The sequence below is a fragment of the Labrys sp. Lb11 genome (genome assembly GCF_057554225.1).
This window is the reverse complement of record NZ_BAAJOT010000001.1, coordinates 1-12,411: the sequence shown is the minus strand read 5'-3', so window position 1 is coordinate 12,411 and position 12,411 is coordinate 1. Positions and strand designations below refer to the sequence as shown.

The 12,411-nt window shown below is 70.5% G+C and carries 12 protein-coding genes; 1 reads left to right on the top strand and 11 read right to left on the bottom strand.

Annotated elements, in window-relative coordinates:
* Nucleotides 1-62 precede the first annotated feature (62 nt).
* The 7 genes from AC27L4_RS00060 to AC27L4_RS00030 all read right to left on the bottom strand — a co-directional run bounded on the left by AC27L4_RS00060 (nucleotide 63) and on the right by AC27L4_RS00030 (nucleotide 8,042).
* Nucleotides 63-1,382, bottom strand: coding sequence for an ATP-binding protein (locus tag AC27L4_RS00060; RefSeq protein WP_487139907.1), 1,320 nt, complete (start codon nucleotides 1,380-1,382; stop codon nucleotides 63-65).
* Nucleotides 1,383-1,524: 142 nt separating this feature from the next.
* Nucleotides 1,525-4,182, bottom strand: a complete 2,658-nt coding sequence (mprF, locus tag AC27L4_RS00055; protein WP_487139905.1) for a bifunctional lysylphosphatidylglycerol flippase/synthetase MprF — start codon at nucleotides 4,180-4,182, stop codon at nucleotides 1,525-1,527.
* Nucleotides 4,183-4,296: 114 nt separating this feature from the next.
* Nucleotides 4,297-5,076, bottom strand: coding sequence for a 2-oxo-tetronate isomerase (gene otnI, locus AC27L4_RS00050; RefSeq protein WP_487139904.1), 780 nt, complete (start codon nucleotides 5,074-5,076; stop codon nucleotides 4,297-4,299).
* Between the two features lie 64 nt (nucleotides 5,077-5,140).
* Complete coding sequence (locus AC27L4_RS00045; RefSeq protein ID WP_487139903.1) at nucleotides 5,141-5,503, bottom strand: helix-turn-helix domain-containing protein; 363 nt, start codon at nucleotides 5,501-5,503, stop codon at nucleotides 5,141-5,143.
* Nucleotides 5,500-6,084 (bottom strand): Smr/MutS family protein, encoded by a 585-nt coding sequence (locus AC27L4_RS00040; protein WP_487139902.1) that lies wholly within the window; start codon nucleotides 6,082-6,084, stop codon nucleotides 5,500-5,502. Before AC27L4_RS00040 ends, AC27L4_RS00045 begins: the two co-directional genes overlap by 4 nt.
* Complete coding sequence (gene mltA, locus AC27L4_RS00035) at nucleotides 6,081-7,214, bottom strand: murein transglycosylase A (RefSeq protein WP_487139901.1); 1,134 nt, start codon at nucleotides 7,212-7,214, stop codon at nucleotides 6,081-6,083. Before mltA ends, AC27L4_RS00040 begins: the two co-directional genes overlap by 4 nt.
* A 111-nt stretch (nucleotides 7,215-7,325) precedes the next feature.
* Nucleotides 7,326-8,042, bottom strand: a complete 717-nt coding sequence (locus AC27L4_RS00030; protein ID WP_487139900.1) for a Tim44/TimA family putative adaptor protein — start codon at nucleotides 8,040-8,042, stop codon at nucleotides 7,326-7,328.
* Between the two features lie 126 nt (nucleotides 8,043-8,168).
* Here AC27L4_RS00030 and AC27L4_RS00025 point away from each other — a divergent pair, with 126 nt between their 5' ends.
* The gene (locus AC27L4_RS00025; RefSeq protein WP_487139899.1) at nucleotides 8,169-8,645 is read left to right on the top strand and encodes an FxsA family protein; all 477 of its coding nucleotides are present in this window, start codon (nucleotides 8,169-8,171) and stop codon (nucleotides 8,643-8,645) included.
* A gap of 18 nt (nucleotides 8,646-8,663) precedes the next feature.
* Here the strand turns inward: AC27L4_RS00025 and AC27L4_RS00020 are convergent, their stop codons facing one another.
* From AC27L4_RS00020 to infB, 4 genes are all read right to left on the bottom strand, one after another.
* Complete coding sequence (locus tag AC27L4_RS00020; protein WP_487139898.1) at nucleotides 8,664-8,945, bottom strand: SH3 domain-containing protein; 282 nt, start codon at nucleotides 8,943-8,945, stop codon at nucleotides 8,664-8,666.
* Nucleotides 8,946-9,004: 59 nt separating this feature from the next.
* The gene (gene truB, locus AC27L4_RS00015; protein WP_487139897.1) at nucleotides 9,005-9,937 is read right to left on the bottom strand and encodes a tRNA pseudouridine(55) synthase TruB; all 933 of its coding nucleotides are present in this window, start codon (nucleotides 9,935-9,937) and stop codon (nucleotides 9,005-9,007) included.
* Nucleotides 9,934-10,359 (bottom strand): 30S ribosome-binding factor RbfA, encoded by a 426-nt coding sequence (gene rbfA / locus AC27L4_RS00010; protein WP_487139896.1) that lies wholly within the window; start codon nucleotides 10,357-10,359, stop codon nucleotides 9,934-9,936. The genes truB and rbfA overlap by 4 nt, the downstream gene beginning before the upstream one ends.
* A gap of 434 nt (nucleotides 10,360-10,793) precedes the next feature.
* Nucleotides 10,794-12,411: translation initiation factor IF-2 (gene infB / locus AC27L4_RS00005; protein WP_487139895.1), on the bottom strand; the 1,618-nt coding region annotated here is incomplete at its 5' end.

Sequence of the window (12,411 nt, the reverse complement as noted above, 5' to 3'; positions counted from 1 at the left end):
CTCCAGCCGGAGCCCGTCATCGGCGCACCCCGCCTTGTCAAGCCTTGCGGCTGGCGATGGGATCAGGCGGCCGAGTCCAGGCGCACGATGAACGTCGCGCCCTTGCCGAGTTCGCTCTCGATCACCAGGCGGCCGCGATGGCGGGCGAGGATGTGCTTGACGATGGCAAGGCCGAGGCCGGTGCCGCCTTTCTCGCGCGACTGGGCGATGTCGGCGCGGTAGAAACGCTCGGTCAGGCGCGGCAGATGCTCGCTGGCGATGCCGGGGCCGTGGTCGCGCACGGTCACCACGGCCTCAGCCGGACGCCCGGCGCCGCGCGGTGCCTCGACCAGGGTAACGTCAACCCTGCCGCCGGAGGCCCCGTACTTGATGCCGTTCTCGACCAGGTTTTCGAAGACGCGGATCAGCTCGTCGCGATCGCCGAGCACCATCAGGCGCGGGACGGAACGCTCGATGACGAGTTCGACGCTGCGCTCCCGGGCGAGCGGGGCCAGGGTGTCGGCGACATGGGCGACGATCGGATAGAGGTCGACGACCTGGCCGGGGCGGACATGGGCGTTGAGCTCGATGCGCGACAGCGACAGGAGGTCGTCGATCAGCCGCGACATGCGGTTGGCCTGGGAGCGCATGATCCCCAGAAACTTCTCGCGGGCCGCGGCGTCGTTCTTCGCCGGCCCCTGCAGGGTCTCGACGAAGCCGAGGAGCGAGGCCAGCGGGGTGCGCAGCTCGTGGCTGGCGTTGGCGACGAAATCGGCGCGCATCTGCTCGACCCGGTGCTGCTGCGTCACGTCGCGCAGCACGATCAGCACGAAGGCCGTGCGATCGCCGGCGCCGGGGACAGCGGAAATCTGCGCCTCGACCGACCGCTCCACCGGCACGCGCTCGGCGTAGTCGACGCGCCGCGCCCCGCCCTTCTCCGTCACCACCCGGACGGCGTCGATGACGTCGGGCACCCGCAGCGCGAAAGCGATCGGCTCGGCAAGGCGCAGATTGGGGATGAGCTCGCGGGCCGACGCGTTGAAATATTGCACCGCCATGGCGTCGTCGAGAATGACGACCGGGTTCTGCACCGCCGCCAGGAAGGTCTCGATCGTCGGCACCGCCCGCTCGCCCGGCGCGCCAGAGGCCGGCTGGACGGCCTCGCCGTCGCGGCCGGGCAACAGGACTGCGGTAACCGCCAGCGACAGCCAGGCGGCGATCGCGTGCCAGAGCTGGATGCCGTCGACCGCGACGACGGTCGCCAGCACCGGCACCGCCACGGCCAGGATCCAGCGCCCGGCCCACAGCCGGCTCGACAATGTACGGTTCCACCCCACGAGGTGAGCGGTGCCCTGTTGCAGCGGCTCCGTCAAGCGCTCCAGCGTGTCGAGCTGCATGGCCATGGGTCGTTCCGTCCGATCCAGCGTGACGGGGAAACGTCACGCCTTCCGGCCATACGAATCTCCCGTTGCACGATTGTCGGCGGCAAACTGTGACAGCATGACGACGGAGGAGCACGAAGGCGGCGAGGTTAAGTGATACCCCTCACGGCCGCTCCGGCAGCGCCAGGCCGACATCCATCGGCCCGTCCTCGATCAGCGCGGTGACGTCGAGCAGGATGTGCGGCAGGGCGAAGCCGGCGGTGCAGGCAAGATAGCGCGGCTCGAAGCGCGGCGAGAACCGGGCCTTGAAGGCGCGCAGCGCATCGAAGTCGCGCAGATGGTCGCCGAAGCGGAACAGTTTCGGCGTCACGCGCTGCCAGGTCGGCCCGAGATTGTCGGCGGCGAGATCCGGCGTCGGGGTCAGACCGAGGTCGAAGCGGCCGACACCGCGCGCCGCGGCCAGGCGCAGCAACCGCAGCAGAATGAAATCGAGGGCACGCTGGCCGAGTTCGGGGCGGTAGCGCAGGATGTCGACGCCCCACTCCATGTCCCCGGCACCGCGCAGCAGCACGGCGAAGCCGACGACTTCCCCGGCGCGGCGCAGCACGGCGCAGTCATTGGCGCCGACCCAGTCGTCGGAGAAGCGGCCGATGGTGAAATAGGCCTCCCGGCGCCCGTCCTCGGCCAGCCAGGCATCGGACACCGCCCGCAGGGCCGGCAGCAGTGGGCCGACATGGCGGGCGGGGACGAGATCGAGGCTGAGCGCCTCCACGTCTCCCCAGGCCGACACCTCCGCCGCCCCCTCGAACGGCTCGGCGCCGAGGCCGGCGAGCTCGAGCCGGGCGATGTCGCCGATATGGGTCAGGGTCAGGCCGGCATCGAGATAGACCGCGCGCAGCTCGCGCGAGGCCGAGACGATCACCGGCCAGAGCCGGGCCCGGTCGGCGCGCTCGCGGAAGGCCCAGAGCACCTCCTGCGCCCGGTCGGCCGCGCCGATCGGGTCGCCGAGCGCGATGCTGGAGCTGCCGCGCATGGCGACCATCATCGCCGCGTCGCGTGCCTCGTTGGCCAGGATGGTGCGATCCGGCAGCAGCGCGAGCCGGGCGTCCGAGCGCGGCGAGGCAGCGATGATCGCGCCGATGGCGGCATGCTCGCCGCCGCCGGCCAGCGTGGCCGTGGCGCGCTCGCGCCGACCGAAGGCGAAGGCCCCGAGCAGCAGCGCCGCGATGACGGCCGCCGCCATGCCGCGCAGGAAGCGCGGCATGTCGTCCTCATAGCCGAAGGTGAGCCAAAGCAGGGAATGATAGTCGAGGGAGCGGAAGGCGAACAGGCCGACCCAGGCCGCGATCACCAGCACGGCGACGAGCAGGGCCAGCCAGATCGGCGAGACGTCGCGGTTGAACAGGCGCGCGCCGCGCGGAAAGGCCGGGCGGCTCACCGTCACCACCGCCATGACGCCGAGCGTCACCAGCGCCAGCCGCAGGTCGGCGCCGCGCAGGATCTCGGCGCCGGCGGCCAGGACCAGCAGCAGGCTGGCGCCGCGCCAGGCGCCCGCCAGGCGCCGGACCAGGCCGCGCGCCAGGAACAGCAGCGCCACGCCGATCACCGAGCTGGCGACATGCGCCACCTCGACCAGGGGGAGCGGGGCGAACGCCATCAGCGTCGCCCGGCGGTCGGAGCCGATCGGCAGCGCTCCGGTGACGATCAGCGCCGCGCCGGTCAGGAACACCGCGCCGCCGACCAGGATCGGCGCCAGCGGCTTCATCACGCCCGAGGCCTGTTCGACGGCGCGCACCACCACATGGCGCCGGCGCGCGACCTCGTATGCTCCGAGCGTCGCCAGGGCCAGGGCGAAGGGTATGAAATAGTAGATCACCCGGAACAGGAGGATCGAGCCGAGCAACTGATCCTTGGGGATCGAGGGCAGCGCGATCAGCATCGTCGCCTCGAACACTCCGATGCCGCCGGGCGCATGGCTGGCGACGCCGAGCACCGCCGCCAGCACGTAGATGACCGTGAAGGTGAGGAAGGGCGTCGGCACCGAAGGCAGCAGGAAATAGAGCGCCGCCGAGCCGGCGCAGACGTCGAACACGCCGAGAGCGATCTGCGCCAGGGTCACCTGCCCGCCCGGCAGAGGCAGCGACCAGCCTTCCACCGTCACGACGCGGCGCCGGGTCGAGACATAGGCGACATAGGCGACGATGACGGCGAGGATGGCGATGCCGATGGCGATGTTGAGGCCGAGCGGCAGCCGGTCGATATGGGCGACGGCATCGGGCACCAGCACCAGGCCGATCGCCAGCACCGCCCCCATCCCGAGCCAGAAGGTGAGCGTGCACACCAGCGTCAGCGCCGCGATCTGCGGCGCGGTGAGGCCGGCGCCGCCATAGACGCGGTATCTTACCGTGCCGGCGGTCAGGAGCGGCAGGCCGAGCGTGTAGCTGATGGCGTAGCTGGTGAAGGAGCCGATCGCGGCGGTGGAATAGGGCACGTCCGCCGCGCCGATCTGACGCAGCGCCAGTCCGTCATAGCCGGTCAGGGCGAGATAGGAGAGCGCCGTGCACAGGATGCTGAGCAGGACGGCGGAAGCCGGAGTCGCCGCGAAGGCGGCAACCACGTCGCCCGGGTCGACCTCGCGCAGGATGTTGGCGAGCACGACCAGGGCGCCGGCGAACAGGCCGACGCTCAGGATCGGACCGACGAACCCCCACGGCACCCGGCGCAGGGCACGGCGCAGCCGGCCCGCAGGCTTGCCTGTTCTGGACGTCACGACGGGCAGCATCGGCGCCGGCGCTTGATTCGCCTCGTTCTTCGCCGTCACGCTGCCTCCCCATAGCCTGCCACCGCAGGATCGACGCAACGGACGGCACCCGGCAGGCCCCGTCCTCGGGCCAGCCTTATGCACGCAGCGAGACGGAATTGTGAAGGGGGCGGATCAAGCGAATGTGGCGTAGGGCGTGAACCAGCCGAGCCCCTCCAGCGTGCCGGAACGCGGCCGGTACTCGCAGCCGACATGGCCGGCATAGCCGAGCCGGTCGAGCTCGCTGCAGACGAAGGCAAAGTCGAGCTCGCCGCAGTCGGGCTCGTGCCGGTCCGGCACGCCGGCGATCTGGATGTGCCCGATCGACGGCATCGCCTCGCGCAGGCCCTTGGCGACGTCGCCATGCAGGATCTGCCGGTGATAGATGTCGAACTGCAGCTTCAGGTTCGGCAGCGCCAGGCTGCGGATCAGCGCCAGGGCGCGGCCGAAGTCGCACAGGAAATAGCCCGGCACGTCGCGAGGATTGAGGGGCTCGATCAGGAGATCGACGCCGGCCGTGGCGCAGCGTTCGGCGGCAAGGGCAAGGTTGGCGAGGTAGGTGCGCCCGGCCTCGGCATCGCCGGCCGGCGCCAGGCCGGCCATGGCGTGCATGCGGGCCGCGCCGGTGGCGCGGGCATAGACCAGGGCATGGTCGAGGCCGGCGCGGAACTCCTTCTCGCGCCCGGGCAGTGCGGCGGTGCCTCGTTCGCCCGCCCCCCAGTTCCCGGGCGGCAGGTTGAAGTTCACCAGCGTCAGATTGTTGGATTCGAGGCGGGCCGCGATCTCTTCGGGGGCATAGTCGTAGGGAAACAGGAATTCCACGGCCTCGAAGCCGGCCCCCGCCGCGGCGGCGAAGCGGTCGAGGAACGACCATTCGTGGAACATCATGCTGAGATTGGCGGCGAACCTGGGCACGGGAGGGTCTCGCTGGACGCACCACGATATCGCATCACCGCCGCAGCGCCAGCCCCCTTGAAAGTCAGGCTCGCTTCGCCCTGTCGAGCACGGCCATGATGGCGGCAATGTCGCTCTCGCCGAGACCGCCGATCTCCCGGGCCAGGCGGTTGGCGAGTTCGGTCGCCACCGGAGAAAGCTGCGCCGTGTCGACCACGACGCGCGGATCGGACAGGCCGGCAAGGCGCTGCAGATCCTCGGCCTCGTCCCAGATCACGTTGAAATGGGCGATGATCCGCTGCAGCAGCAGCCAAGTCGGCGTGCCGCGCTTGCCGTGCTCCAGGGCCGAGAGATAGGCCGGCGAGACGCCGATGCCGGCGGCCATCGCCTTGAGGCTTTCGCCGCGCTCGGCGCGCATGGCGCGCAGCTTGGCGCCGAGCGGCGTCACGGCAGGCCTCCCCGCCCGGACCGCCGCAGCCGGACATAGAGCGCGCCGCCACCGCCATGGCCCCGATGCGCCTCCTCGAAGCCCACGACGAAACGCCGCAGATCCGGCATGCGCAGCCATTGCGGCACGACCCGGCGCAGCACGCCGCGCTCATCCGCGAAGGCGTACTGGATGTCCTCCCGCCCCTTGCCGGTGATGACCAGAACGATGCTGTCGCCGCGCATCTGCGAATGGGCGAGAAAGCCGCGCAGGGCGGAATGCGCCTCGGCCTGGCGCATGCCGTGCAGGTCGATGCGGCCGTCGATGGCGCGCACGCCTCGCACCAGGCGGCGGCGCTCATGCTTGTCGATGGGCGCCAGCGGCGGGATCGGCGGTGCCTTGGGCGGGGCCGGCCGCGGCGGCTCGGGCACGCGGGGAACGGCCGGAGGCGGTGCCTTGGCTTCCGGTGCCGGCTCGGGCATGGTGGGCGGCGCGGCCTTGGGCATGCGGCTGCGGCGGCGCTTGAGCGGCACCACCGTCTCGACGACATGCGCCCACAGCGCCATGTCCTCTTCCGTCAGGCCGGGCCGGCGCCGCGTCATCGCCGCCCTCCCGCCGGCCCCTTCGGCCACAGCACCACGAAGGCGCCGGACTGGCGCGTCCTGCCCGCCCTGGCGCCGGCCTCGTCGCCCGGACCGAAGAAGATGTCGCCCCGCGCCGGCCCGACAATGGCCGAGCCCGTGTCCTGCGCGATCATCAGGCGGCGGAACGGCGCCTGCCCGCCGCCGGCCGCCGGCACCTCGGCGTCGACATAGACCGGCAGGCCATAGGGCCAGATCGCGCGGTCCACCGCCAGCGAGCGAAGCGGCGTCAGCGGCACGCCTTGACCGCCGATCGGGCCGAGCGTCGGGTCGAGCTCGGTGGCCAGGCGGAAGAAGACGAAGGACTTGTTCTCGCGCATCACCGCGCGAGCCCGGTCCTTGTCCTCGGCCAGCCAGGCGCGCAGCACGTCCATGGTCATGCTCGGGCGCGGCGTGCCGGTCCGGTCGGCAACGATGCGGCCGATGGCGGTGTAGGGATGGCCGTTGCGACCGGCATAGGCCAGGCGCGCCACGCGGCCATCGGGCAGGCGCACGCGGCCCGAGCCCTGCACCTGCATGAAGAAGCGGTCGACGGGGTCGGCGAGGAAGACACGCTCCAGCCCCCGGCCATCGAGTGCCCCCTCCTCGATCGCCGCGCGGTCAGGATAGATCTCCAGGCTGCCGTCCGCCGCGCGGCGGGCGGCGGCATAGCCTTCGAACCCCTGCGGCGCCTCGCCCTGGGCGAAGGTGACGAGGTCGGGCGGACGATCGTAGAGCGGTGTACGGAAGGGGCCGGACGCGGTCAGGGAGCCGGCCACCTCCGGCTCGTAATAACCGGTGAAGAAACCGTTGCCTCCGTCGGGCGTGATGCGGAAGGCGGAGAAATGGCGCTGGAAGAAGCGCCGTGCCGCGGCCGCGTCCTTGGTTCCGGCCTTCAGCGCTGTCCGACACAGGCGCGCCAGCCTGTCGGTCACCGCGCGGCCGGCGCGCAGCGGCGGCGCCCTGCCGGCATCGGCCCGGCAGGACACCAGCCAGGCGCGCCAGGCCTCGGCATGGTCGTCGGCCACCCAGCCCGGCAGGTCGGCGAAGGCCACCCGCTCCACCCGGGCGCCGGCGACGACCGGAGCAGCCTCGGCGACGCCGAGGGTCATGACCAGTCCGACGATGCCGGCAAGGAGGGATGCCGCGCGGTGCAGCGGCCGCGCCGGCCCGTCATCTCGATTGCATTCCATCACGGCAGGACGGGACCATCGCCAGCACGCCTAGGCGTCCTCGGTCGCCACCAGCAGCCAGTTCGGGTCGCTGGCGCCGGTGTCCCGCGCGAAGGTCCACAGATCCGTCACCTCCGAGATCCTGTCGAGGCTGCCGTCGATGACGGCGCCGCCGCGATCCTTGGTGGCGGAGATCATCTGCGAGGCGAAGCGCACGGCGATCTGGGCGGTACGACCCTTCAGGCCGGCGGAGACGATGTCGGCCTTGTCGAGCGAGACGAAGCTCGACTGCACCACCTCGCCGCGTCCCTCACGCTCGGTGATCGCCTGCACGAAACTGTCATAGACCTCGCGACCGAGCAGGCTCTTCAAGGCCTTGCGGTCGCCGGCGTTGAAGGCGTTGACGATCATTTCGTAGGCGGCCTTGGCGCCCACGGTGAAGGCCTTGGGCTCGAAGCTCTGGTCGGCGGCCGCGATGGCGTCGAAGCCGGCGGCCAGATCGGACCCTTCCTCCGCGAACTCCTTCCAGCGGAACTCGCGCGGGGCCGCATCCGCGGCGGGAGCCCCCTCGGCCGGACGCATCGGCAGGGGTATCACCTTGCCGTTGCCGCCGTTCGGCTCGGCCTGCGGCGGCTCGCGGGTGTCACGCCGGAACGTCTCGGCAGGCGGGCGCTCATTGCCGGTGCGCTGCCCCAACACAGACCGCAACCGGAAGAAGATGAAGACGGCAAGCCCCAGAAAGATGAGGGTGTAAAGATCGAATCCCATGGGACCTTCGGTTCTTGAGCCCGAGCCGGGCAGATCGGTTGGGCGTGGCAAAGCCACAATCTTTCCCTATATGGAACGAACAGCGTCGCCATTCCAGTGCGAAAGCTGAGAGGACCCGAAACGACCATGCCCGTGCAAACGACCCGAGCCGCCATTGCTCCGCTGTGGCTGGTGCTCGCTGGCCTGCTTGCCCTGCCCTTCGTCGAGTTCGCCGCCTTCTTCTGGGTGGCCGGACGGATCGGCCTCCTGCCCGCGCTGGTGGCGCTGATCGCCACCTCGTTCATCGGTGCCTCGCTGCTGCGGCGCCAGGGCGCCGAGGCGCTGACGCGCATGACCGTCGCCTTCCGACGCGGCGAACCGCCGCACGGCGCGGCCCGCGAGAGCTTCATGGTGGCTCTCGGCGGCGTCCTGATGATCCTGCCCGGCTTCGTGTCGGACGCGATCGGCTTCGCACTGATCCTGCCGAGCCTGCTGCGCAGCCGGCGCATCGGCTCCCCCCCTGCCGCGCGGCCGCACACGCCCCGCGCCGATCCGCGCGGCAAGGTCATCGACCTGCAGGAGGGGGAATGGCAGCCGCTGGACGAGAAGGCGCCGGGCGCCTGAGAGCCTTGCCCCGCCGGGTCAGAAGCAGCTGACGAACTCGCGCAGCACCCAGCCGCCGGTCGCCTCGCCATGCTCCTTGACGCCCTCGATATGGGCCCAGGCCTTGCCGGAGGCATCCGCGGCATAGGTGTCGACGTCCAGCGTGACGCCGTTGGGCAAGGTGGTGAGGATGCGCTTGCCGCCCGGGGCGGAGCGGACATTGAGCGGCGTGCCCGTCGGGTCGGTGACCATGCAGCGGTCGGCCGCCTGAGCTCCCGGGCCGGCGAGGATCAGGCAGACGGCGACCGACGCGCGCTTCACGGCACGCCCCGGGCATCGAAGATGCGCCAGTTCGGAGGCGCGCCCACTTGTCATGATCCCTAGTCCAGCCCGCCGAGATGGAATATGCGCTTTGGCACAAGCTCGCCGCGTTCGAGATCGGCCAGCGCCACCAGCGCGCCGCCGGCCATGATCGCGGCCGTGCCCTCGAACATCGGCGCGTCGCGCCCGCGCAGGATGACGCTCTGACCGCGAGCGAGACGGCCGGCGTCGTGCCGCGACACGGTCACCGACGGCAGCGCCTCCAGCGCGGTCTCCACCGGCAGGAGCGCATCCTCGACCGGCAGGAGGCCTTCGCCGCCCTCCTTCATCGCCCGCAGTTCGTCCGGCGTCACCGCATCCTTCTCGTCGAAGGATCCGACCACGGCGCGGCGCAGCGCGACGACATGCCCCCCGCAGCCGAGGTCGCGGCCGAGGTCGCGGGCAAGCGAGCGCACATAGGTGCCCTTGCCGCATTCGGCCTCGAAGGTCGCGGTCTCGGTCGTCGCTTCGACCAGGGCAAGCCGGTGGATCTCGATGTCGCGTGCCTCGAGCACCACGTCCTCGCCGTCGCGCGCGAGATCGTAGGCGCGCTCGCCATTGACCTTGATGGCCGAAAACTGCGGGGGCACCTGGCGGATGAGGCCGGTGTAGCGCGGCAGCAGCGCCGCGATCGCGGCGCTGTCCGGGCGCAGCGGCGAAGTGGCGACCGGCGTGCCCTCGGTGTCGTCGGTGGTGGTCTCCACGCCCCATTGCACGGTGAAGCGATAGACCTTCCGACCGTCCATGACGTAGGGCACCGTCTTGGTCGCCTCGCCGAGCGCGATCGGCAGCAGCCCCGAGGCCAGCGGATCGAGCGTGCCGGCATGGCCGGCCTTCTTGGCGTTGAAGATGCGCTTGACCACGGAAACGCCCTGCGTCGAGGTCATGCCGACCGGCTTGTCGAGGATGACCCAGCCGTTGACCTCGACCCGATTGGAACGGGGAGCGCTCATTCCTCGTCTCCTTCCAGCTTGGGCAGCGGCCTGTCGAGATCGCGGCTGACCTCGGGCTGGCGCAGCAGGCTGTCGACGCGCCCGGCCTGGTCGAAGGTCTCGTCGAGGCGGAAGCGCAGGTCGGGGGTGAACTTCATGGTGAGGCGGCGCGCCACCAGGCCGCGCAGGAACCTGGCGTTCTGCGCCAATGCCTTGATCACCTGCGGGCCATCCTTGCCGCCGAGCGGCATGACGAAGATCGTCGCGATCTTCAGATCCGGGGACATGCGCACCTCGGGCACGGTGATGACATGCCGCTCGATGACGGGATCGATGATCTCGCCGCGCGTCAGCGCCTCGGCGACGGCATGGCGGATCAACTCCGCCACGCGCAGTTGGCGCTGCGAGGGGGCCTTGCTGGAGGAGGGCGTCAAACGGGGCAAAGGGGTCTCTTCTTCTCTCACGTCTGCAGAACAGGAACGGACGCCACTTCAGGCTGGCCAGCGGCCACGCCCGAAGGACTCATTCGCCAATAGCGCTTCAGGCGCCACGCCAGCCGCTCCCCGTCCCGCAAGGGGAGGGAAGACTTATGCGTCGCGGCGAGGCCGGAACCGCGGCGTCTCGCACGACTGCAAGCAAGCCCTGGAGCAAAGCGCGTTCTGGTGGAAACGCGCTTTGCTCCAACGCCTTGTTTCGACGCGTCTTTGCGACTTGACGCGATTCCGTCAAATCGCAAAACGCTTTGGCCCACCAGGGACGATCGGCAGGTCGAACACCGCAAGCCCCGCCGTCACGATAGCCGAACGCCGGGGCCCTGCCCCGGCGTCCCATCCGAAGGGAGCGGCGACCGCGGGGTGCCGCTCCTTGTCTCCTCGCCTCAGAGCGTCCGCTTGATCTCCTCGACGCGATAGCACTCGATGACGTCGCCGGCACGCATGTCCTGGTAGTTCTCGAAGGCCATGCCGCATTCCTGGCCGACCTGAACTTCCTTGACCTCGTCCTTGAAGCGCTTGAGCGTCGAGAGCTTGCCTTCGTGCACCACCACGTTGTCGCGGATCAGGCGCACGCTCGCCCCGCGCTCGACGCGGCCGTCGGTGACGCGGCAGCCGGCGACCTTGCCGACCTTGGAGATGTTGAACACCTCCAGGATCTCGGCGTTGCCGAGGAAAGCCTCGCGCAGCGTGGGCGCCAGCAGGCCGGAGAGCACGCCTTTGATGTCATCCACGAGGTCGTAGATGATGTTGTAGTAGCGGATCTCGGTGCCCGTGCGCTCGGCCGCCTCGCGCGCTTCCTTGTGGGCGCGCACGTTGAAGCCGATGACCGCGGCCCCGGAGGCTTCGGCCAGGGTGATGTCGGACTCGGTGATGCCGCCGACACCCGAATGGATGACGCGAGCCTTCACCTCGTCGTTGCCGACCTTCTCCAGCGCGCCGATGATGGCTTCGACCGAGCCCTGCACGTCCGCCTTGACGACGAGCGGCAGTTCCTTGGCGCCGGAGCCGCTCTTGAGCGCCGACATCATGTCCGCCAGCGTGCCGCGGCCGGCGCCCATGCGGGCAGCGGCGCGCTCGCGCTTCTGGCGTTCGCGATAGTCGGTGATCTCGCGGGCCCGGGCCTCGTTCTCGACCACCGCGACGCGGTCGCCCGCTTCCGGCGTGCCGTTGAAGCCCAGCACCTCGACCGGAACCGAAGGACCGGCGGCGGCAATGGGCTCGCCGACATCGCTGACCAGAGCGCGCACGCGGCCCCACTCGGCGCCGGCGACGACGATGTCGCCGGGATGCAGCGTGCCGCGCTGGACCAGGACCGTGGCGACGGGACCGCGGCCGCGGTCGAGCTTGGCCTCGATGACGGTGCCTTCGGCGGCCCGGTCGGGGTTGGCCTGGAGATTGAGGATCTCGGCCTGCAGTTCGATCGCCTCGAGCAGCTTGTCGAGATTGGTCTTCTGCTTGGCGGAAACCTCGACCTCCAGCGTCTCGCCGCCCATGGTCTCCACCTGCACGTTGTACTGGAGGAGCTCGGTGCGCACGCGCTCCGGCCTGGCGTCGGGCTTGTCGATCTTGTTGATCGCCACGATCAGCGGCACCTTGGCGGCGGCCGCGTGGTTGATGGCTTCCACCGTCTGCGGCATGACGCCGTCATCGGCCGCCACCACCAGCACCACGATATCCGTCACCTTGGCGCCGCGGGCGCGCATGGCGGTGAAGGCGGCGTGGCCGGGCGTGTCGATGAAGGTGATCTTGCCGCCGAGCGGCGAGGTCACCTGGTAGGCGCCGATATGCTGGGTGATGCCGCCGGCCTCGCCCGCGACGACGTTCGCCGAGCGGATGGCGTCGAGCAGCGAGGTCTTGCCGTGGTCGACATGGCCCATGATGGTCACGACCGGCGGACGCGGCTCCAGATGATCGTCGATGTCGGCTTCGCCGAAGAGGCCCTCCTCGACGTCGGCCTCGGAGACGCGCTTGACGGTGTGGCCGAGTTCCTCGGCGATGAGC